The following is a 22,326-nucleotide window of genomic DNA, read 5'->3' on the forward strand; positions in this document are numbered from 1 at the left end:
TGTTTCCAAAAAGAGAAAGAAGCTTTATAACAGGTAAACATGCCTCTCCCCTCTCTCACCGCCTTCCAAGAGGAATTCCTCTCTGGTAAGCCCTTAAGAAAAGACTATGTCCACTTTTCTGAAGTCAACTGCCACGATTTGGATGTCTGGATTGGCCGCATTTCCAGGACGGTTTCCCTGGAATTTTTGCATGAGATTATCTTTACAATTCTGAACGAACTGCTCGTAAATGGGTGTAAGGCAAATGCGAAAAGGGTGTTTTTTCAGCAGAGAGGGTTCGACATCCGATCCGAGTCCGATTATTCCAAAGCAATCCCTCTTTTTAAACACGAATTCGGGCACAATCGAAGCGGAATTTTCGCTTCTTTGGAAAGCAGCCCGTTTACCATATCTTTGGAAACGCAAAACTATCCCAATTTCATCGAGTTCCGAGTCAAAAACAACGCATGTATCCTCCCGGAAGAAAAACAAAGGATCGAAATCAGAGTTAAGTCTTCTGAAAAATACAAAAACATCAATGATGCCTATAAAGAATCCGTAGACAACGAAGAAAGTTCCGGATTAGGAATCGTTTTGATCCACATCCTGCTTCGAAACTCAGGAATCAAAAATCAATTCTTCGAACTGATGACTACGGATGATTATACGGAAGTTACGATTCGTATTCCCAAACTACTGCTTCCTTTAGAAAGCCAAAATAGAATCCGTGCCCTTCTCATCAAAGAAGTAGAAGGTTTACCTCCTCTTTCTCCTCAAATACAAAAGCTCATTCAATTGTCAGAGGAAAAGGATATCGACTGGCCTAAATTGGCGAAAGAAATTCAGAAAGAACCTGCCATTACCGCAGAAATTCTAAAGGTAGCGAACTCTCCCATTTTCGGAGTGCATACAAAAGTAACTCTCGTTGTAGAAGCGTTAAAAAGAATCGGACTTCACAACATCGAGTCCATTTTTCTCGCATTAGGCGCTCGTAAAATTCTAAATTCGAAATATTCAAAACAAGTGGCAATATGGTCTCATTCACTCAAAACAAGCGTTTACTCCCGTTTTCTAAGCGAGGAAGGTAAAGAATACCTTAAATATGCGGATGTGGCCTCCATCTGCGGACTTCTGCACGACCTAGGCAGAATGATCCTCTTGAGTTTAGACCTGTCGTTGATTCAACAAATTCGCATTTTGCGAAGTGATGAATCCAATGAACTTTCGGAATGGGTGGAAGAATACACTCTAGGAATCACTCATTCCGAAATCGGAGCGATGATTGCCAAGAAATGGAACTTTCCGGAAGAGATTGTAGATGTAATTCTTTATCATCACAAACCTTGGCAATGCAAATCGAAAAATGCTCCTATTTGCAGGATGATCTATCTCAGTGACATCCTTGCAAATACCAATAAGGGAAAAGGAAATTATTATACGATTGAGCCGGAGATTCTAGCAAGCTTCGGTATTTACGAAGAAAAAAAATATAGAGAAATTCAAGAACGATTCAAAAATAGATTCGAAGAACACAAAGACGAGTTTGAGGAGTTGTTTCACTAAAATGAACTGGAAAGAACTTTTAAATCAACCTGATGAATTTTTGAACGATCCGAAGAATTCTGAACTTTTCAATTTGAAAGGTCATCCTGAATTTCCTTATATTTCCGATCTGGACGAAGCTGAAGTTCTAGCAATTCTTCAGGAATTTCTCATTGCGGAAAACCAACCTATCACTATCGCAAATCTACTGAACTATGCTCCGATTCTGGAGATGACTTTGATCAAAAAGAATCTGCCGTCTATCTACGGCTAATCGAAATCCTCTACGTCGCTTGCATCGCCCTTCCCTTCTTCTCCGGGAGGAGTGCTGAATTCGATCTTCTTGGCGACGGAATTTTCCATACTGGTAATCAAAAGTTCATTCGTTCTTGCAAGACGATCCGCCATAATAGAAACCATCTTCGCCGCAAATTTAGGATTTTTGACTAAAAAGTTTTCCAGCTGTTGTTTGCTTTCAATCACTGCAAGTTCTGCAGCTGTAATGGTTCTAGCAGTCGCACTTCGAGGATTCGCACTGAAAAGCGCCATTTCTCCGAAAAAGTCACCAGGCTTCATAATAGCTAATCTGGTTTGGCTATTATTTACCGTGAAAAAAATCTCAACATTCCCTTTAAGGATGATGTACATTGCATTGTTCATTTCTCCTTCTTTAAAGATTCTTTGTCCGGAAGGAACGCTGATTTTACTCATTCGATAGAAACTCCTATTACTATTTTTGGCATATTCCCCCCGATTCTGAATTCATTTTCGTTTCCAAACAGGGTTCAAATATGGAATAATGAAAAAAAATGGGGGTTTAGGGGATGGAATGGGAAATGTTAGGTGTAGTACTAGTAGGTTTTTTCTCTCTGCAAGCGATTTTATTCCGATTGCCCTTCCCTGTTCCCGGTATCAGTAAAGGAGAAATCAGAGATTCTCGATTGGATCAAATCCGAGGACTGGCGATGATCGGGATCGTTTTGATCCATATTCATTCTTATTTCGCATTTTTCCATCCGAATGAACCGAATATCACTCATTGGACCTTGTTCTTATCGAATCTCAGTCGATTCTCGGTTCCCGTTTTTATTTTCGGATCTTCTCTCTATTTGAAAAAAAAAGACGATTACTGGAAGTCGAAAGTTTTTTCCCTTTTTTTACCTTACCTAGCCGCTTCCATCGCAGGTTACTTCATTAAATACGATTCGAAAACTATCTTGGATTTTATCTTTAAACTCAGCGTAGGGCAAGTCTTTGCTCCTTATTATTTTGTTCCCCTACTCTTTCAATTTTATATCATCTTCTACTTGATTCCAGAACGTTTACTTAGTGGAATCAATCTCAGAATTTTAACAGTTGTTTGCGTAACATTGAATTTTTTATCCAATGTAAACCTTTTAAATCCATTTTTGCCGGATTGGTATCATTCCATTTCCGTCTTCAATTACTGTGCCTTCTTTGCATTCGGACTTTTAATCAAAGACCGAAAGATAATTCCTAGTGTATCTAAAAACTCCTCGGTGTATCTTTTGATTCTTTTCACTTTCGGAATCGGCCTAGTCGTTCTAGCTGCTCTCAGCTTCAGCGGAGTAGAAGTGAAAAACCACCACTTGTTCTACCCGGTTTTCGGATTTCTCATTTTGAATCGAATTCTTCCGGTCTCCGATTCTTATAGCTTTAATAAAGCACTCAGTTTTATCGGAAGGAACAGTTTATTTATTTTTTTACTACACCCTTTCGTAATACATAGTATGCATAAATTCGACCCTTTGAGTTTTGGAGGGCCGGTTTTGGGCTACATGATTACCTTAATTTTGAACGTTGGAATTCCTTGTACCATCGCTTCTGTGACTACAGCCCGAAAGGAAAGGCTTTCAAATCGATGACACCGCTGTCTCGAACCAACTTCAACGCTTTAACATATTCAAGGAAAACACTGATCGAGTATTTGATTCTTTTTCGAATATATTCGTCTTCTTTGGTTTCGGGAGTATCTGAATTTAGGACCGACTCAACATGTCTAACGACCACATGATCCGGCACATAAACGATTCGAGTGTTTTTATAACTGGAAGATCTTAACTCTACATTCGGATAAGATCCTCCCATACCTGAAGAAACTGTAATGATTAGTCCGGGTTTATGAGCGAGATCTTGTCCCGAAAAATAAAGAAACATATTCTTTAATGCAGGGCTTGCCATCCCTGCATATTCCGGGCAAAATAAAATATAACCATCCGAGTCGGCAAGGCCTTCCGAATATTGAGTCCACAACTTTTTTATATCGGAGTCTTTCTCCCACATACCGGGTTCCCAAACTGGGAGAGGATTTTCTCCCAAATCGAATAATTTAGAATCCGTTACGCCTAAAGTTTCTATTAGCTTTTGAGAATATTTTGCAACCTTTGTCGATTGTGAATTTTTTCTATGGCTTCCTGATATAAGAGAAAGCTTCATTTATTACCGCCGCCGTTATTTTTATTTCCTTTATAATGTCTTTTTTTATTCTTCCACTTTTTGTTCTGATTATGATGATGGTGCTGTCCACCGCCTTCCTTATTTTCCTTTTCTTTCGGATTCGGATGATGTTGGTGCTGATGCTGGTGTTTTTTTGTATCTCTTTTTTCGTTTGCGAATTTTTCTCTCTTCGCTTCCTTCTCTTTGATAAACCTTATCTTTTCATCACCTTCCAGTTTGATATATCCGAATAAAAATGACGCCAAAATGCTATGGACTTTCTCCCATTGCTTTTTATCCAGATCACCGTAAACAGGGTGTGCGCCGAAGGGCCCCGAGTGAAGTTTAAATGCGGTGAGCGCGGTTTTTAATCTAGTCTCTGCAGATTTATCATCACCTGTTTCCATCTTCGTTGGGAAGCCGTTGATTTGACTGGCTCTAGTGTACGCTCCCTTAGATAGTAATTTGGCAAGTTTGTATTTACCGACAAATCTCTTCAGTGCGCCTGCACTTGATTTGTTACCTGCCGATTGAATCGAGGTTTCTATCGCTTCCGCAATAAACTCCAATATTTGAAAAATCGAAAGATCGTATTTGGGTTTTCTTTCACATGCAAGGATGATAGATAACTCATTTTCAACATCTTTAAGTTGTTTAAGTTTAATAGGCACTGTTTTCATGACTCCGCCTTTATTTGTTTTAGTTTATTCCATACTTTTTTTTGAGAACGTTTAACTCTTTTTGAAAACTGTCCCTGGCCTTTACTGTTAACGTACTTAGATCGAGAAGGATTTTCGATTTTATTCCGCTACTTGAGGGTGAAATGGTTTCACCCCCCCGATTCTCCTTTTTTTTCAGTAAAGTCTCCAAGTTTTTTACGGAAAGAGGAGCTCCAGAGATCATTAGTTCCATCACGGATTTCTGATCTAAACGAGCTATCGAACTCAATTGTTTGACATATCTTTCAGTGTATCCAAGAAGTTTAGAAACCTCATCGGCTGTTTTCTTTTTATCTTTGCGAAGAAATTGAATCGCTTTTCCGACTTCCCAAGGATTTAAATTTTTCCTTTTTTCGTTCTCTGCCAACGACATTTCATAACAAACTTCTTCATTAGCATCCGTAATTATGACAGGGATGTCTTTCCAGCCAAGTTTCAGAGCTGCACGATATCGCCTTTCTCCTGCAACGATCCAAAACTTGTTCTTATCTTTTCTAACAAGGATAGGTTCGATCAAACCCAATCTTTCCATTGACTGCACAAGATCTTCCACATCCTCGCGGCCGATGATACGCGGCTGCTGGGGGTTAGGAAAGATCTGATTTAGATCCAAAGAAGTTGGACTTTTCTTTTTTTCCGTATAAGCCGAAATCAAATCCAAAGCTTGGAATTCAGTTTTTTTGGACATGAATCTTCTCCTTAACTTCTAGGGCCAAATCTTTGAAATTTTTTACTGTTGAAGAATCTATTTTTGACAGTAGAGACATTTTCGCCTGGGCCTGTGGAATGGATTCTCGTCGATAAACGACAGTTTCGAAAACAGGGAAATATTTTCTAATACCTTCCGCTAAACCGGAAAGTGCCTTTTGTCCTTCGTACTGGTTCAGAACTGCACCCAACAACTTCAATCTTTGATTCGCTTTCTTCTGAATCTTAGAAATCGTTTCATGCAGATCTTTGATTCCTTGTAGACTGAATGCTCTTGTTTGAATCGGCACTAAAATATAGTCTGCGCAGATCAAAGCATTTTCAAGAATCAAGCCCAAAGAAGGAGGGCAATCGATAATTATATATTCGTATTCAGACCTAATGGGAAGTAACGCCTCTCTTAAAAGTTCGAAATCATCTCTTTCATAAGGAGTAGTCAAATTGGCCAATTCAAGTGACGACGGTACTAAATCAAAATTTGGAGCGACATTCTCAATAATAGACTTTAAAGTTCTGGTTTTTCTTCCCCTATACCCTAAGCAATCCATAACAGAAGGAACGTCTTCTTTTAAAAATAACTGAGTAGCATTAGCTTGAGGATCCCAATCCACCAAAAGCACTTTGTGTTCCAAAGAAAGAGCTTCAGCAAGGTAAAGACTTATCGTCGTTTTCCCCTCCCCTCCTTTCTGATTAGAAATGGCAATAATATTAGAGTCAAAACTCTCATTCGCCTCCACTTCAAAGTATTTTCGAAGACTATTTTCATTGAACTTTCCGGTTTTCCAACCTGGTATTTTCAATGATTTTGCTTTTTCAGAAAAGACCTCTAAGCTCAAATTTACAAATTTCGCAGCTTCTTTGGAATCAAACTCTTTGCTGTTATCTGCCATAAATGACCTTTCTAAACTTCATAATTCATAATACTCCTGTCAATTTAATTATGTCTCCTACAGGGGTGAAACCATTTCACCCCTCCGGTAGTTTTTAGGGATTTACAGCTTTTGAGGTGATATAAACTAAAGATGGTGCCAATAAAAACTATATTTATTATTTTTTTCTCTTTTTTAATCATGTTTTCCTCGCTTAGTGCGGAAGTGATCTGGGGGCCTACTATTGAAAGAAACGGAGGAGAATATATATTTGAAACCGGGAACAGATTCCCCAATTTATCAGGAATTCGAGGAGGGTCCAGAATCAGTTTCCCCAGAACAGCAACCGAATTCGGCATATACGGCGCCTATATCAAAAGCAAATGGGAAGTCAGGGCGGCTTTAAAAGCAACAGGAAGATATCAACACGCAGGGCAAGCACGAGACGAGGATTTCGTAATGTCCACCCAATCTCAAGAACGGGGAACAAATATCGCAACCAGAGAATGGGCCTATTACGATAGCGCTAGCGTATATTCAGGCACAAGAAATTTTGCAGACGGGATAGGTAAAGCATCGGTAATCGAAAATAAGATAGAAGCTTTTGGGAGATACTATTTCCAAGAAGCAAGTCCTGACTATTGGGCCCAAGGAAGCGGATTATTTCTCACTACAGGCTTTCGGTATTCTTACTTTAAATATATTTTCTACGACGTAAATCAATTCGTAGATTCCAGACCGGTATTCTACGGACCGATAGGGTTAGGCTTAACATATTCTAACGATTTATATGAGCTTTTTTACGGAGCTGGTTATAGAAGTTCGATAGAAAATTTCTATTTCGATTTCTCTTTCACACCCTCTATGGGAAGAATACGAACTCGAGATTTCCATGTACAAAGATCGATCAATTTCCTTTCCGATAATTTCGGATTCGGATGGCAATCAACAGCGGAAGTGGGGTATAAAATCAGCAGTACATGGCTCAGTTATTTCAAACTTACCCATAGAAGATTTTTCTCAGAAGGCCGATTCCAAGCAAGAGGGGGATTATCTCAAGAAGATATTGCCTCAAATTTCGTAAGCGGTTTTAAATCACATATAAACATTAAGGACTTTTCGGTGGAATTAGGATTTTTAAATAAGGTCAGCTGGGATTTACCGGAAACACCAACTCCGAAAGAAGAAGAAAAGAAGGAGGAGGCTCCAACAGAACCGAACCAATGAAAAAAACGATTGTATATCCCGGACTAGACATCCCTTGCGAACTTAGAGAAATCAGAAGTAAAAACATATCCTTAACCATATACCCTAATAATAGAATTATAATCCGCCATCCGAAAAGAGTAACCAAATCGTTCATATTCGATTTTCTTGAAGAAAGAAAACAATGGGTGAAACAACAGTTTGAGAAAAACAAAAAGGAAAATCCTAAAAAAATCGAATTTGAAACCAACGAAAATTTCCCAATTTTCGGGAAACAGAGAACACTAAGATGGTCCAAAGAAGAAGAGTCACATCTTACTGCTTTATCGTTAGTATTGTCCGAAAAAAGAATCAAATCCCCGAAGGGAAGGGAAAAGTATGCGAAAGACTTTCTCAAAACCTTATTAGAAGATTTCGTAAAACCAATCATTCAAGAAAAAACACGTTTTATCGGAACGAAAAAATATGAGTATAGAATTCGTACAATGAGGTCCCTATGGGGAAGTTGTTCCTACGATAACAAGCTTACTTTTAATTTAGGACTCATTCATTGTCCCGAGAATGTTATACGTTATGTGGTTGCGCACGAAGTATCGCACACGAAAGAACATAACCATTCAAATCGGTTTTGGGATTTAGTAAACACACTGGATCCTAATTATGAAGCCGCAGAAGAATGGATCAAACAAAACGGAAGAAAAGTATTATGTTATCTGAATTGAAATCAGAGTCACCACGATGAAAGAAACGAAAATAAAAGTATTATTTGTATGTTTAGGGAATATATGTCGATCTCCTGCGGCGGAAGGGGCATTCTCATCACTGCTTCAAAAAGAAAATCTCTTGGAACAATTTCATATAGATTCCTGCGGAACAGCAGGCTATCATAACGGAGAACTTGCGGACCCTAGAACCAGATCCGTGGCAAAAAACAGAGGTCTGAACCTCACACACAAATCGAGAAAACTTACCTCCTCAGATCTGGAAAACTTCGATTTCATCTTAGTCATGGATAAAGACAATCTTCGAACGGTACAAAACGCAATCTACGATGACTCTCTACGGAAAAAACTATATCTATTCAGATATTTTGAAGATAATTCGAACCCGAAAGAAGTACCGGATCCGTATTATAAAGACATATCGGCTTTTGAACAAGTCCAAGATATAGTGGAGAATGCCTCTTTGCATTTTTTAAAATATTTGAAATCAAAATATCCGCATTTAAAACCCTAACAGGAGAAAAATCTCAATGACTCAAAAGAAAAAAATCACAATTATCGGCGCCGGTTTCGGAGGCCTACAGGTAATCAAAACCCTCGCAAACAATCCAGCATTTGAAATCACAGTTATCGATAAAACAAATCATCATTTATTTCAGCCGTTATTATACCAAGTGGCTACTGCGGTTTTATCACCTGCAGACATAGCGATTCCATCCAGATCAATCACAACCGATTATAAAAATGTAAAAATCCTAATGGGATACGTAGATAAGATCGATTTCGAAAGGAAAGAAGTTTTCTTTTCAGGTAAATCCGAAACTTACGACTACCTTGTTCTAGCGATTGGGGCTCAGACAAGTTATTTTGGAAATGATGAATGGAAAAAACATAGTTTTGGGTTGAAAAACCTTAAAGACGCTCTTGCTATCAGAAAACGAATTCTACTTTCCTTCGAAGAAGCCGAGTTAGCTGGAGATCAAGGAATTGCAAAAAAACTATTAAATTATGTGATTATCGGAGGCGGACCTACAGGAGTAGAACTGGCAGGTTCAATCGCAGAATTATCTCATAATATCATTCGAAAAGACTTTCGATTGATCGACCCTGCCATGACAAAAGTAACTTTGATCGAGGCAGGGCCAAAATTACTTCCCAGCTTCGACGAATCTTCCAGCGAATTCACAAAAAGGAAGTTAGAAAAGAGGGGAGTGGAAGTTTTATTAAACTCACCTGTGAAATCCATCGATGACGAAGGGGTTTTTCTAAACGATCGAAAGATAGAATCCAAGACCGTAATTTGGGCAGCCGGAGTAGAAGCGTCCTCTCTTACAAGATCGTTCCCTTTCGAAAAAGATAGAGCAGGAAGATTGGTAGTAGACCAATATTGCAACGTGAAAGGCCAGTCCGATATTTTCGCAATCGGAGACGTTGCCAGCTTTTCAGAGAATTTAAAACGTCCGCTTCCCGGAGTTTCTCCAGTAGCGATGCAACAAGGCAGATACATAGGACAATTTATTAAAAACAAGGAAAAAGGTAAATCCACCAAACCTTTCCAATATTTCGATAAAGGAAACATGGCTACGATCGGAAGAACCGACGCAGTCGCCGAGTTAGGCAGTCTAAAATTAAAAGGTCTTTTTGGATGGTTGGGATGGCTCTTTGTGCATCTTGTTTATCAAGTAGGATTCAAAAACAAACTAAGCACATTAACAAGCTGGGTTTGGAGTTATCTCACATTTAGAGCGGGGGCAAGGCTCATTCAGGAAGATGTGAATCATTAAAATCAGTTAGATCGCAAATTATAACGATTTTTTCGAGCTTCCGATCTACAGCGAATATCATAGGATTCCGTATTTAGGACGTATATGGTCTGAGCTGTAGATTTGTCAGTTGTAATCGGCACTCTTTCCAACAAAGTCATCATATAAAGATATGATCTTTGCCTTTGTTTTTCACACTCCTCCGAAATCTGCTCTTCTCTGGACAACATACATGCGGATAAAAAAACGATTTGTATAAGAAAAAAAAATCTAATCACCAAATGATTACTCTGCCTTTTCGATTTCAGACTTCAACTCCAAGAATAATTTCAGACTCTCTTCCGATAGAAGGTTCTTTTTAAGATCTATTTGCTCAAGATCATCTTTCGCCTTGGCAAACTGCGCTTTTTTGTATTCTGGCTTATGGGTAACTTTCAGAATCACATCGCCTCTGTAACCGCTATCACCGTTAGCCTCTTTGATGATAGAGTTAGCACGTTTAAGTAATGTCTCTATTTTGGAGGATTCTTTGTCGGCCGACCTATGCTGTAAAATTGCCTCATCGAAGAACATAATTTTTTTCCGATGAATATCCGTTCCCTCTGCTTTTACCAAACAATCCGTAAAACTTGAACAGATCGATTTTGCATTCTGTTCTTTGGGATATAAAAAGAAAACATTACAGAAGAAAACGATGAACAGAATAATTTTTTTCATTCTTGCAAACTAGTCTAATGCCAAAGGCAAGCAACCATTTTATTTGCGAGTTTCCTCTTTACATCTCCATAGCAAAAAGAGATATGTTTACTTTATGTCCTCCCCGTTGACGATCCAAACTAAGTTCCATACAATAGAAGGAAGAGAGTGGGGGAACCCTCACGGAAAAGTCATTCTTTCTTTTCATGGATGGCTGGACAATGCAAACTCTTTCGAACCTTTAGCCAAGTTTTTTCCAGACTATAGATTCATCGCACTGGACTTCCCGGGACATGGGAAATCAAGTCACAAACCTCCCGGTACAGTTTATCATTTTGCCGAGTATGCCTTAGAAATCGTTTCGATTGCAAATTCTTTAGCATTAGACAGTTTTATTTTGCTAGCTCATTCTATGGGGGCCGCCGTTTCCACATTAGTCGCAGGGACAAACCTTCTCAACATCGAAAAGTTGATACTCATCGAGGCGATCGGTCCGTTTACGAATCCTAAAGAAGCCGCACCGGATATCCTGGCAGAGGCAATCAAACAAGTATTACACCCCCGAGGGAAAAAAGAGACTTTTTTCCCCAATTGGGAATCTGCCGTCGCAGTTAGAATGCGTGCAGGTGACATGAACCAAGAATCAGTCGAAAAACTATTGGAACGTGGGCTAGAAAAGACTCCTAAAGGACTTAGGCCCAGAAGAGATCTTCGTCTGCATTATAATTCCTTTTTCCGACTTACCGACGATCAAGTAGTCGCATTCTGTAAAAGAATCAACTGCCCCACCTTATTAGTTTTAGGTGAATCATCCTCTTTTCCTATAGCAAAATTATACGAAGACAGAAAAAATGCTGTTCCGAATTTAAAGCAAGTCATTTTACCCGGAGGCCATCATCTACATATGGATCATCCGGAAATCGTAGCCGGCGAGATTATAAATTTCATAAACTCTTCACCATGAAATGATTTCACCCCCATATCAAAGATAAAGAATCAGGAAAAATAATGAACAATCAAATCTTAAATCCGTCATTACACGGATATGAAATACATCATGACACATGTTTTGGGTGCGGAAAAGAGAACCCTATCGGTTTAGGAGCAGACTTTACCTTCGACGATCAAAGCGGCGAAGTAAAATTCACCTATAATTTCAAAAAATTATTCAATGGTGCGCCTAACTTCGTGCATGGAGGAATTCTTTCCACTGTTTTGGACGAAGCAATGGGAGCATTATGTTTTCATTTAGGATATATTGTAATGACCGATACGATGAGCTTTAAATTCCATAAAGCAACTCCTGTCCAACAGGAGCATCTAATCAGAGCCTGGCCTGTTAAAAAAGCAAAACGAAAGGTTATCTTAGAATGCGAACTTACTTCGACAGACGGACAGGTTTTATATGTCAAAGGGGAGGGTGCTTTTCATATTTTACCGCCCAGATTTTTTTCAGATAAACTCACTGGAGGAAAAATCGCAGTTGCAAGCGAATTGTTAGCAGTGAATAAATTGAAACGCGCACATTTATTTGATAGGATTAGCAACACATGAAACAATATATTATAATTCCATTTCTGGTCGGGACGATTTTTTGCTCCAGCGCCGCAAATAAAGACGGCGGGTCAGGCGATCAAGAATTCGAATTAACAAGCAAAAACGGTAAAATCATTCGCATCGAAAGATTCAAAAACTCCGGAGGCTTAAGAGCGAAAGGAGAAGTAAAAGCGGAATGTGCAGGTGTTCCTTGTAAGGACGATCAAATCTCCAAGTTTGCCCCCGCAAAAATCAAATCTCTTCCGAAACACGGAATCTGGGAAGAATACCTTCAATTCGAACAAGAAGGATCCACTCAGGAATCACCTAAATTCAAATCCACTCTCGATCAAACGGGAGAATATAAAGACGGAAACAAAGTAGGGATATGGAGAAAACCGGATCCTGAAAATCCGGCTAAAACGATAGGAGAAACTCCTTGGGTCGAAGGAAAAAAAGAAGGCACCGCAAAGACTTACGATAAGTCAGGCAACCTAACAAGTGAAACCGCATACCAAGACGACAAAAAACACGGTCCTTATTGGAAAAAAAATAGTAAAGGGGAGTTTTTAGAGAAAGGGGATTTCAAAGAAGGAGAGGAAACCGGTCCCTGGAACTATTATTTTACCGGAGCGGACGGCAACGGAGTTAAAACGAGCGTTACTTTCGTAAACGGTAAAAAAAGCGGTCAAGAAACTAATTATTACAAAGACGGCAAAATAGAATCCCAAGGAAATTATACTCAAGACGCAAGAACAGGCTTATGGAAGTTATATGGTGGGAAAGGGAACCTGCTCGCAGAAGGTAATTACTCCGCAAAAGAAGGTGCGGAAAACGCCGAAATCAAATACGAAAGAACCGGAATTTGGAAAGAATACTATGCTGACGGGAAATTGTTCGGAACCGGGCCTAGAAAACATACAAGATCAGGCGAATGGAAATTTTATTATAACAACAATCAAGTTGCATACCACGGAATCATGGCAAATGAAAGCATGATGGACACCGCAAAAATCTATAATAAAACGGGAACCATATTAGGCGACGGAAAACTCTTTTTCTCACTGATCAAAATCGACGAAGAGACGCAAGACATCAAACTGAATTACAAACCATCCATCCCTTTCATCTTCTTTTATCCGTCCGGTAAAAAAAGGATAGTAATCAGAACTTCCGATGACGCCACAGAATACCAAGAAGACGGTAAAGAGATAGGAAAGGGCCCTGTCGATCCACAAGGAAGAAAAATGGGTTGTTGGACAATCGCAGGGAAAAAGGAATATTACATGTTGGATAACCCTAAACCTAAATTAACAGCAACGCAATGTCAATAAGTGAACAAATATTAAACGAAACATCCTCCAAGATTCAAGAAATTAAAAACGAACTGTCCCTGGAAATTTCAGGGATGGATTCGGTCATCCAGCCTTTATTGGTTGCGATGGTTGCAAAAGGACATGTACTTTTGGAAGGCATGCCCGGGTTGGCAAAAACTCTTTTGGCAAAATCCTTAGCGAATTGCATCGATGCGAAATTCAGCAGGGTTCAATTCACTCCGGATCTACTTCCCGCTGACCTGACAGGAACCAATATTTTCAATCCTAAAACCAGCTCCTTCGAAGTCAGAAAGGGTCCGATCTTTACGAATATCCTTCTTGCAGATGAAATCAATAGAGCTCCCGCCAAAGTACAATCTGCACTTTTACAGTGTATGGAAGAAAAGCAAGTTACGATTGCAGACAATACTTTTGATTTAGATGCTCCTTTTTTCGTAATCGCTACTCAGAACCCGATCGATCAGGACGGAACCTATCCTCTGCCTGAAGCTCAGCTCGACAGATTTCTTTTTAAAGTAAACGTAGGTTATCCGAATGAAGCGGAAGAACTTTCCATATTAAATCTTCACGGGACTCTTACGACTAAAACGAAAAAACATTCGAAAGTAATCAAACCTAAAGACATCGCAAAAATCGCAGAACATGCCGACGATGTTTTTATCGATCCAAAACTTCAACGGTTCATTGTACAACTTGTCCGCAACACAAGACCCGAATCGATGACTGCGAAAGATATTTCTTCCTACGTAAAACACGGAGCAAGCCCGAGAGCTAGTCTTGCACTTTTGAAAATTGCTAAGATCAACGCTCTTTTCGAAGCAAGAGATTTCGTGATTCCGGAAGATATCCTTAAATATTTCTCCGAAACGATCAGGCATAGAATTTTGTTGTCCCTAGAGGCGATTACGGAAGAAGTTTCCATCGATTCAGTTATTAAAAGGATATTGTCCAGCACGGAAGTTCCCTAACAAACAAATGTTAGACCCAGATTTAAAAAAACTTTTAAACGTTCTCGATTGGGAAACGAAAAAGAAATTTCGATCCTTTCGCTCGGGTGGATTCCATCAATCTTCCAGAGGCAAGGGACTTGAGTTTAAGGAAGTCAGACCTTATACATACGGAGACGATACTCGATACATTGACTGGAATGTAACGTCAAGAACAGGAGAAGTCCATGTTAAGGAATTTTATGAGGATCAAGATGTTCCCATCTTTCTTTTTATCGATTGTTCGCAGTCCATGAAAGGGAACAAAGAAAGAACCGCTTACCAATTGGCGTTTTTTCTTTCCTTATTTCACATAAAAATCGGAAACAGAATCAGAGTCTTTTTATTCGGAGAAAACATTTACCACTCCGGCAAAGAACTCAAAAGAGAAGAAGACGTTTACCAAGAATTCAAGTCTTTGCCAAAGCATATAACAACGACTTCAGGTATCAAAACCGATTTCAATCAAGCGATCGAATTCGGATTTAAAATTTCATCTCGCTTTACAACCGCTTATTGGCTTTCCGATTTCGCATATTTCGACGGTTTCCCCTCTTATAAAGGAATTTTTGGAAAATGGGAGCACTACGGAATTTGGATCGAAGAAAAAGTATTCGAATCGGAACTTCCTTTTTGGTTTCGAATTTTCTCCTTTATTGACTCCGAAACAAAAAAGGATCTGAAAAACTTTTCCAATCTCCCCAATGATCTGTCGGCGTTTCGTTCCTGTTTCGGAATCAAAAGAGTAACTGTACGGCCTGAGATGAAACTCAGCGGTCAAATCTTGGAATTATTCCGGGGTGTCCGAGTATGAAAGCTGCCTCATTACTAATCCTGCTTCTTTTTGTTTCTTATGCGGAAGCTTCACCTAACGAAAAAATATCGCATAAAGAAATTTATGTAGGAGATGAGATCGGTTATGAAATCGATTTTGATTCAGGAATTCCCTCCACCCTTAAACTAGAAGAAGGAGACCATTCTATTGATGCAACGGAACTGCCAGTTTTAAGAATCTGGAATGTTCATAGAAAAGATAAATCAATATCTTTATCTGTCCGCTTTTACAAAGCGGGGTCTTTCCGACTGCCGATCTACTGGGAAGAAGAGGGGGAAAAAAAGACTACGGAACTTGTTTTCGAAGTAAAGTCCAGATTGACAGGTAATGAATCGGACATAGAAGACATCGCTCCTCCTATTTCATTTTCAGGATCTTATCTTCTAAGACTACTATTTGTTATATTTATATTCCTAATCCTCCTTTATATTTCTTATGCAGTCTATTTAAAACTAAAAAACAGTAAACAGATATTAGATGCAACCTGGGAAAGAGTGCCTGTTCTGGAAAGCAGACAAATCAAATTGATTCAGATCGAATCTGCCTTGAAACAAAACGAAATCTCTTATAAAGAATTTGCATATTTGGTTTCTTCTTATATAAAAGAAGAGTTCTCACGTCGTTTGGCGAACGATCTTTTGCATCTTACCGATTCCGAATTTTTAAATTACTTATATGACAGAAGTCATCTTGAAATCGAATCGACAAAAGAAATCAAAGACATACTAGCGTCTTCCAAATATACAAACCATTCCAAAATTCTTTCCAAAGAGGAAGCGGAGCAGCTTTGGCAGGATTGGAAGCGTAAACTCAAACTTTAAATATGGATTATTTTCAAAGACCATACATTCTACTTTTTTTTCTTCCTCTTTTGGGAATTTTACTGTATTCATTACACCGCAAAAATTTTTCCATCCCTCTTTTGGCGTATTGGGATAGAAAAGAAAAAGAGAAATCGGAACATCGAATTTATTTTAGAAATCTAGCTCGATTCTTAAGCGGCTTCTTATCTTATTTCGCCTTCTCATTTCTGATTTTTGCCGCTGCAGGACCGGGAGAAATACATCAATTTATTCCCGATGAAACACAAGGCGTGGACCTAATGATTGCGTTAGACGTCTCCGGCTCCATGGTAAACAGTTACGATTTTTTGCCGAACAACCGCCTAACCGTTTCCAAAAAATTACTACAGGCATTCGTTAAACGAAGAGAAAATGACAGAATCGGTTTGGTTCTTTTTGCAGGAGCAGCCTACCTTCAGTCCCCGTTAACAAGCGATCGATCCGCTTTGACGGAGCTCGTGGAAGAAGCGGAAGATACCTCCATCGAAGAACAGGGGACTGCCATCGGGGACGCTCTCATCATTTCTTCCTATCGATTGAAGAATTCAAAGGCCAGATCGAAGGCGATCATCCTGCTTACGGACGGAGTGTCCAATACCGGAAGACTGGATCCGGAAACCGCTTCCTATGCGGCAAAGGCGGATGGAATTAAGATCTATTCCATCGGAATCGGGAAAGAAATGGGACAATATGAAGTTAATTACGAATCCCTAGAAAGGATTTCTGAGGAAACGGGAGGAAAGTTCTACCGTGCGGAATCTCCTGAAGATTTAGGAGAAGTTTTACAAGAAATTGATAACTTAGAAACGGATCCTCTTCCTGCCAAACCGGTTGAGTTGGTTCAAACCCATTTTCCTGAGTATCTATATTGGTTTTTCATTTTACTTCTGCTAGACGGTGCAATTCGACTGTATCCTTTTAAGGAGGTTTTATGAATCCGAACGATTTTATAGAGCCTCACTTCAAATGGATTTGTTTATCGACTCTGGCTGTGACATTTTTATACGGAATCGGAAAGTCTTTCTTTTTATTTAAAATAAGTGAATTTCAAATTCAATTTCCTTCTTTGAAAGAGAAGCTGCCTGCTCCCAAGGCGCTGATCTATTTTGTGGCGACTTTTTCCCTGCTTACCTCATTGCTCTTCGCCTATTTAGCGTTATTTCATACCAAAGCCAATGAGATTGAATTGAACGAATCCCAACAATCCGTTGATGTTTTATTCGTCATCGATGTAAGTTATTCCATGAATGCCATAGATGTCAAACCGACGCGGCTCAAACGATTCCAAGATATCGTTCTAAGATTGCTGCCTCACTTGGCAGGTAATCGTTTAGGAATCATTCTTTTTGCAGGAAATGCATTTTCGTATTGCCCTATGACCAGTGATGTCACCGCATTCTCCGATTATGTGAATTCCCTAGGCACAGACATGGTAGGAAAAAAAGGAACCGATCTTTCTACTGCGATCAAAAAAGCGGAAGCTACTTTATCCTCCTCCAAACTTCTGCAAAATAGAGTAATCGTTTTGGTTTCCGACGGGGAAGACCATGAAAGTTCCCAGCTCAAAGAATTGAATTCCGAAGTATTCGTATGGGGATTCGGAACGGAGGAAGGAGGCCCCATTTTCTATTCCGATCCACAAAGACATACTTCCGGTTATGTGACACATTCGGGAGGGCTGGAACAGAATCCACTTGCGGAAAACGTAATCATTTCTAAATTGAACGAAGAAACTCTTAAAAGTTTCGCAAGTCTAAATGAAGGGGAGTATGCGAACCTTTCCTTTGAGTCCATGGATGCGTACCGCCTTACGAATAAGATTGCTGATATGAAGAAAAATCAAACAAACATGCTTCATAAATCCAGAAAAGAAGACGGAGCTTTTTTCTACTTATTCCTTGCGATCGTATTTTTCTTTATAGAAAGAGGACTTCGTTTCTTTTATTTTCCTAAAACGAAATTCATTTCTCTTCTCGCATTCGCATTGTTTTTCGTCCCGCCTGGATCGGAAATTTATTCTTGGGACTTGGATCCTGCGGGAGAGACAATTTCAAAAGGCATCAAAGCTTATGAAAATAAACAATTCGCAGAAAGTAAAAACAAGTTTAAAGAAGCTGAGAATTATTTTAAAGACGATTACAGGCTGAAGTTCAATCAATCTGCTTCTTCATACAAAATGGGAAATTGGAACGACTCCTTACAACTCAACGAAGAGATACATAAAGACTCTAAGGCAACAAACGAAATAAAGGCGAAAGCTCTTTACAATTCAGGAAATGCTTACTTCCGAAAAAACGATTTCCGGAATGCACGTAAACTCTATGAAGAAGCGCTCGATTTAGATCCGAACCTTTCCTCTGCGAAAAAAAACCTGGAATTTCTGCACAAAAAAGAAGAATCGAGAAAGCAGGAAGAAAAAGAAGAAAGCGGACAATCCCGCTCCCGCAACAAAGAGAACAAAGAAAATCAAAGCAGGTCAGGAGCAAATTCAGGTTCTGGACAAGCGGAACAGGAAAAACAGAATAAATCCAAAAAAGATCCATCTAAAGAAAATGCGGATAGAATGATGGATCAATTTTCTCCCAATTCCATTCTAAAGAATAAATCCAAAGGATTCCAGTCACCTGACAATGAAAAATTCTGGTAAATTCTTTCTATTTTTCTGTCTATTTGCAGGATACTCTTCTTCTTATGCGGATGAGGTAACATTCCACCTAACAAGAAATCAAGTAGAACAATTTGAGGATTTAGTTTTGGAAGCGAGAGTAGGGGGAGACAAAGAATTTAAACCTGCCGGAAACAGTTTTGAAAAAAACGGAGCAAAAGCCGTTTATATCGGGCATGGAAGCGAAACCCAAATCGTTAATTTTAAGATATCCCGTTCCCAAATCTTAAAGTTTAAAATTTCCACAAATCAAATCGGTAAATTCATCACACCTCAGATCCAAGTGATTTACGACGGCCAAAAATATTCATCACCTGATTTTGATTATATCGTAGAAAAAGGGAGCGGGAATCAAAGAACCGCAAGGCCTAGAGATTTTTTCGATCATTTCTTTGAAGACCCGTTTCGAGAAGAAGAACCCGAGGCAAAGACCGAAGTTGCCTTCCATACAAGTAAACCCAGAGTTTATCTCGGAGAGCCTGTAGTCGGTTATTATGTTCTTTACTACAACGGTCTGCGACAGGCTTATTTAGAAAGAGACCCGAACCAATCCATCTCTTTTCCTTTTTTCCTTTCCGAAACCCTCAAACAAGTTACGGTGCAGATTGATCCTTTTGCCGTTCGGAAAGGGATCGAAAAACAAACATTGGTGTATGAAAAGGAAATCTACGGACTCACTCCTCTCAAAACGGGAACTTTTTCCCTAGGTTCCACCAAATTTTTGGTAGGTGACAGTATGAGATTCGGGGCCATTCATAAATCTCTCGACGTAAGTCCAGCGCGAATAGAAGTGCTTCCTCTTCCCCAAGGAGCACCTAATAATTTTAAGGCAGCGGTAGGCGAGTATGAAATCTTCCTTTCGAAATCCGACAAAAAAGTTCATTTGGGAGAAACATTCTACTTTGCCGTCCAAATCAAAGGTTCGGGAAATGGGGACGGAATAGAAGATCCGATCCGCCTAACAAATTCGTCAGTCCATCTTGTTTCCAAATCGAAAAACAAAACATTCAAACTCCTACCTAACGGAGAATACGGCTTTTACTCCGAATTGGAATTTTTTTACGGCATCGAGCCGGAAGAAAAGGGCAACCTAAATTTAGGAACGGCTCAACTGGTTTATTTTTCTCCTGCATCACATTCTTATAAAACAATTTCCCAGGACTTAGGAAATCTCAAAGTTCTTCCGAAGCGCTCTATCCCTGTCGAAAAAAAAGAAAGCGCACAGGGAGACGGATCCGCTTTCCTGAGAAAAATATATTCCCACTGGTTTCCTTTGGCAGGATTACTTACTTTAGTCGTTGTTACGTTTGGGACAGTGCTCTATTTCAGAAAACGAAATCTTATCAAAGAAACTTTGGCGGCACTGGACGAAAAGATAGGCACAAAAAGAAAAGAAATTCTGGAAGACTATCTCATCCGAAAAGGGATTTCACTCGATGAATCAAAACTAATCTCCGCACTAAAAGATTCTTTTCCCAAGGAAGGGTTCTTGGAAATCTACTCTTACTGCAATGCAGAAGACAAAAAAGCTCTCATAAAAATCGGAAATCAAATTAAATAAGAGGAACCTGTAATGACGGACGCTGTAAAAGGTAAAATTAGCGTAGAAACGGAGAATATCTTTCCCATTATCAAAAAATGGCTCTACTCCGAAAAAGATATTTTCATCAGAGAGTTGGTATCGAACGCATGTGATGCGACAAGCAAACTGAAAAAGATATCTTTATCGGAAGAGTTTGAGGGCGGAACCGATTATAAAATCGAACTCAGTTTCGATAAAGACAAACGTATCCTTGTCATAGAAGACAACGGAATCGGAATGACCTCCGAAGAAGTCAAAAAATACATCAACCAAATCGCCTTTTCAGGCGCGACAGACTTCGCCAAACACTATCAGAACGCAGAAAACAAAGCGGAAATCATCGGCCATTTCGGATTAGGCTTTTACTCTTGTTTTATGGTGTCGCAAAAAGTCACCATAGAAACCAAGTCCTATAAAAAAGGAGAAGCGGGCGTACTTTGGGAAAGCGAATCCGGAACCGATTTCTCCATCTCTCCGATCGAGAAAGAAACAAGAGGAACTAAGATTTCCCTTTATCTGGATGCAGATTCAGGAGAATATCTCGATAAATGGAAGTTAAAGGAACTAATCAAAAAATATTGCGACTTTCTTCCTGTTCCCATCTTCGTAGATGGAGAAAAAGCAAATCGAGAAAAACCTCTTTGGTCAGAGGAACCTTCCAAACTCAAACCGGAAGACTACAAAGATTTTTATTCCTATCTTTTTCCTTTCTCCGGCGAATCACTGTTTCATATTCATCTGAATGTGGATTTTCCTTTCCGATTGCAGGGAATTCTTTATTTTCCTAAGCTCACCCATGAATTGGATGCTTCCAAAAACGGAATCAAGTTGTTCTGCAATCATGTATTCGTAAGTGACAATGCGAACGAACTCATCCCCCAATTTTTAACGATCCTCAAAGGTACGATCGATATTCCCGACCTTCCTCTGAACGTTTCCAGATCCTACTTACAAAACGATCCTTTGGTGAAGAAGATAACAAATCATATCATCAAAAAGGTGGCGGACAGACTTCTGGAAGATTTCAAAAAGAACAGGGAAGAATACCAAAAAAATTGGAGCGATATCTCCATATTCGTAAAATACGGAATTCTTACGGATGAGAAATTTTATGATTCGGTTAAGGATGCTCTTATCTTTAAAAATTCGGAATCGGGATTTTATACTCTGAACGAATATTGGGAAAAGAATAAAGAGAAAAACAACAACAAAGTCTATTATGCGAATGAAACAGAAATGGGATCAGTATATATGGATCTTCTCAAATCCCAAGGACTGGAAGCGTTGTTAGTTGATTCGAAAATCGATTCCCACCTCATCCAAAATCTGGAAATGAAAAACCCTGATATGAAGTTTCAAAGGGTCGATGCAGAACTTGCGGATCAGGTAGTGGATAAGGATGCAAACAAAGGCTTGGTGGATTCCGAAAACAAAACAGAATCCGACCGAATTGAGGAATTTTTCAAAACCGTAGTCGCTGTGGAAGGTGTGGAAATCAAGGCAGAAGCTTTGAAATCCCAGGAAGTACCCGCAGTGATTTTGATGCCCGAGTTTATGAGAAGGATGAGCGAAATGAATTCCATGTTCAACAAGGAAGATATGAAAGCTCTCAAAAACCATACCTTGCTCGTCAATACCACATCTCCTTTGGTAAAATCCGCTTTACGAGTGTTTAACGGCGTTAACCAAGAAAAAGGTAAAAATCTTGCGAGATTGGTCTATGATCTGGCCCTTCTTTCTGCGAAAGCGATGAGCGAGCAGGAGATCTCGGACTACACAAAAAGAACCTCTCAATTCTTGGAGGAAATTTTCTCGGAAAATTGATCCTAAGAAATCTCAGAAATATTTTGCAACGATTCCTTAGTTTAGGAATCGTTGCTCT

23 protein-coding genes are annotated in these 22,326 nt (G+C 39.4%); 17 read left to right on the top strand and 6 right to left on the bottom strand.

The window, feature by feature from the left end; all coding sequences use genetic code 11:
• Positions 1-39 precede the first annotated feature (39 nt).
• On the top strand, positions 40-1,542 hold the full coding sequence (locus EHS15_RS07940; RefSeq protein WP_135760015.1) for an HDOD domain-containing protein: 1,503 nt from the start codon (positions 40-42) through the stop codon (positions 1,540-1,542).
• A gap of 1 nt (position 1,543) precedes the next feature.
• On the top strand, positions 1,544-1,795 hold the full coding sequence (locus EHS15_RS07945) for a hypothetical protein (protein ID WP_135760016.1): 252 nt from the start codon (positions 1,544-1,546) through the stop codon (positions 1,793-1,795).
• Here EHS15_RS07945 and EHS15_RS07950 read toward each other — a convergent pair.
• Positions 1,792-2,232 (bottom strand): Crp/Fnr family transcriptional regulator, encoded by a 441-nt coding sequence (locus EHS15_RS07950; protein WP_135760017.1) that lies wholly within the window; start codon positions 2,230-2,232, stop codon positions 1,792-1,794. The genes EHS15_RS07945 and EHS15_RS07950 overlap by 4 nt on opposite strands.
• Before the next feature lie 125 nt (positions 2,233-2,357).
• Between EHS15_RS07950 and EHS15_RS07955 the strand changes: the two genes are divergently transcribed.
• Positions 2,358-3,407, top strand: a complete 1,050-nt coding sequence (locus EHS15_RS07955) for an acyltransferase family protein (RefSeq protein ID WP_246051962.1) — start codon at positions 2,358-2,360, stop codon at positions 3,405-3,407.
• On the opposite strand, the gene EHS15_RS07960 is transcribed toward EHS15_RS07955, so the two are convergent.
• The 4 genes from EHS15_RS07960 to EHS15_RS07975 are packed head-to-tail and all read right to left on the bottom strand — an operon-like array spanning position 3,373 to position 6,295.
• Positions 3,373-3,978: an NADPH-dependent FMN reductase gene (locus EHS15_RS07960; RefSeq protein WP_135760019.1), complete on the bottom strand. Its 606-nt coding sequence runs from the start codon at positions 3,976-3,978 to the stop codon at positions 3,373-3,375. The genes EHS15_RS07955 and EHS15_RS07960 overlap by 35 nt on opposite strands.
• Positions 3,975-4,658, bottom strand: a complete 684-nt coding sequence (locus EHS15_RS07965) for a DUF1569 domain-containing protein (protein ID WP_135760020.1) — start codon at positions 4,656-4,658, stop codon at positions 3,975-3,977. Before EHS15_RS07965 ends, EHS15_RS07960 begins: the two co-directional genes overlap by 4 nt.
• Positions 4,659-4,677: 19 nt before the next feature.
• Complete coding sequence (locus EHS15_RS07970) at positions 4,678-5,385, bottom strand: ParB/RepB/Spo0J family partition protein (protein ID WP_135760021.1); 708 nt, start codon at positions 5,383-5,385, stop codon at positions 4,678-4,680.
• A complete protein-coding gene (locus EHS15_RS07975; RefSeq protein ID WP_135760022.1) occupies positions 5,369-6,295 on the bottom strand; it encodes a ParA family protein in 927 nt (308 codons plus the stop codon). The genes EHS15_RS07970 and EHS15_RS07975 overlap by 17 nt, the downstream gene beginning before the upstream one ends.
• 180 nt (positions 6,296-6,475) lie before the next feature.
• Here EHS15_RS07975 and EHS15_RS07980 point away from each other — a divergent pair, with 180 nt between their 5' ends.
• The 4 genes from EHS15_RS07980 to EHS15_RS07995 are packed head-to-tail and all read left to right on the top strand — an operon-like array spanning position 6,476 to position 9,986.
• Positions 6,476-7,501: a putative porin gene (locus EHS15_RS07980; RefSeq protein ID WP_246051963.1), complete on the top strand. Its 1,026-nt coding sequence runs from the start codon at positions 6,476-6,478 to the stop codon at positions 7,499-7,501.
• Positions 7,498-8,202: a M48 family metallopeptidase gene (locus EHS15_RS07985; protein ID WP_135760024.1), complete on the top strand. Its 705-nt coding sequence runs from the start codon at positions 7,498-7,500 to the stop codon at positions 8,200-8,202. Before EHS15_RS07980 ends, EHS15_RS07985 begins: the two co-directional genes overlap by 4 nt.
• Before the next feature lie 16 nt (positions 8,203-8,218).
• Complete coding sequence (locus EHS15_RS07990) at positions 8,219-8,716, top strand: low molecular weight protein-tyrosine-phosphatase (protein WP_135760025.1); 498 nt, start codon at positions 8,219-8,221, stop codon at positions 8,714-8,716.
• A 10-nt stretch (positions 8,717-8,726) separates the two neighbouring features.
• Positions 8,727-9,986, top strand: coding sequence for an NAD(P)/FAD-dependent oxidoreductase (locus EHS15_RS07995; protein ID WP_210416321.1), 1,260 nt, complete (start codon positions 8,727-8,729; stop codon positions 9,984-9,986).
• Between the two features lie 264 nt (positions 9,987-10,250).
• Here the strand turns inward: EHS15_RS07995 and EHS15_RS08005 are convergent, their stop codons facing one another.
• A complete protein-coding gene (locus EHS15_RS08005) occupies positions 10,251-10,580 on the bottom strand; it encodes a hypothetical protein (protein WP_135760027.1) in 330 nt (109 codons plus the stop codon).
• A 196-nt stretch (positions 10,581-10,776) separates the two neighbouring features.
• Between EHS15_RS08005 and EHS15_RS08010 the strand changes: the two genes are divergently transcribed.
• Genes EHS15_RS08010 through htpG form a run of 10 tightly spaced genes read left to right on the top strand, consistent with a single transcriptional unit; the run spans position 10,777 to position 22,268 of the window.
• On the top strand, positions 10,777-11,625 hold the full coding sequence (locus tag EHS15_RS08010; protein WP_135760028.1) for an alpha/beta fold hydrolase: 849 nt from the start codon (positions 10,777-10,779) through the stop codon (positions 11,623-11,625).
• A gap of 44 nt (positions 11,626-11,669) precedes the next feature.
• Positions 11,670-12,215, top strand: coding sequence for a PaaI family thioesterase (locus EHS15_RS08015; RefSeq protein WP_135760029.1), 546 nt, complete (start codon positions 11,670-11,672; stop codon positions 12,213-12,215).
• Entirely contained in the window at positions 12,212-13,531 is a 1,320-nt protein-coding gene (locus EHS15_RS08020; protein WP_135760030.1) for an LIC20035 family adhesin, read from the top strand. Before EHS15_RS08015 ends, EHS15_RS08020 begins: the two co-directional genes overlap by 4 nt.
• Positions 13,522-14,502, top strand: coding sequence for an AAA family ATPase (locus EHS15_RS08025; RefSeq protein ID WP_135760031.1), 981 nt, complete (start codon positions 13,522-13,524; stop codon positions 14,500-14,502). The genes EHS15_RS08020 and EHS15_RS08025 overlap by 10 nt, the downstream gene beginning before the upstream one ends.
• Positions 14,503-14,509: 7 nt before the next feature.
• Complete coding sequence (locus EHS15_RS08030) at positions 14,510-15,334, top strand: DUF58 domain-containing protein (protein WP_135760032.1); 825 nt, start codon at positions 14,510-14,512, stop codon at positions 15,332-15,334.
• Positions 15,331-16,176, top strand: coding sequence for an LB_053 family protein (locus tag EHS15_RS08035; RefSeq protein WP_135760033.1), 846 nt, complete (start codon positions 15,331-15,333; stop codon positions 16,174-16,176). Before EHS15_RS08030 ends, EHS15_RS08035 begins: the two co-directional genes overlap by 4 nt.
• A 2-nt stretch (positions 16,177-16,178) precedes the next feature.
• The gene (batA, locus tag EHS15_RS08040) at positions 16,179-17,132 is read left to right on the top strand and encodes a VWA domain-containing protein BatA (RefSeq protein WP_135760034.1); all 954 of its coding nucleotides are present in this window, start codon (positions 16,179-16,181) and stop codon (positions 17,130-17,132) included.
• A complete protein-coding gene (gene batB, locus EHS15_RS08045; RefSeq protein WP_135760035.1) occupies positions 17,129-18,844 on the top strand; it encodes a VWA domain-containing protein BatB in 1,716 nt (571 codons plus the stop codon). Before batA ends, batB begins: the two co-directional genes overlap by 4 nt.
• Positions 18,828-20,423, top strand: coding sequence for a BatD family protein (locus EHS15_RS08050; RefSeq protein WP_135760036.1), 1,596 nt, complete (start codon positions 18,828-18,830; stop codon positions 20,421-20,423). Before batB ends, EHS15_RS08050 begins: the two co-directional genes overlap by 17 nt.
• 12 nt (positions 20,424-20,435) lie before the next feature.
• Positions 20,436-22,268, top strand: coding sequence for a molecular chaperone HtpG (gene htpG, locus EHS15_RS08055; protein ID WP_135760037.1), 1,833 nt, complete (start codon positions 20,436-20,438; stop codon positions 22,266-22,268).
• Positions 22,269-22,326: the final 58 nt, after the last annotated feature.

The sequence above is a fragment of the Leptospira idonii genome, assembly GCF_004770995.1.
GTDB lineage: Bacteria > Spirochaetota > Leptospiria > Leptospirales > Leptospiraceae > Leptospira_A > Leptospira_A idonii.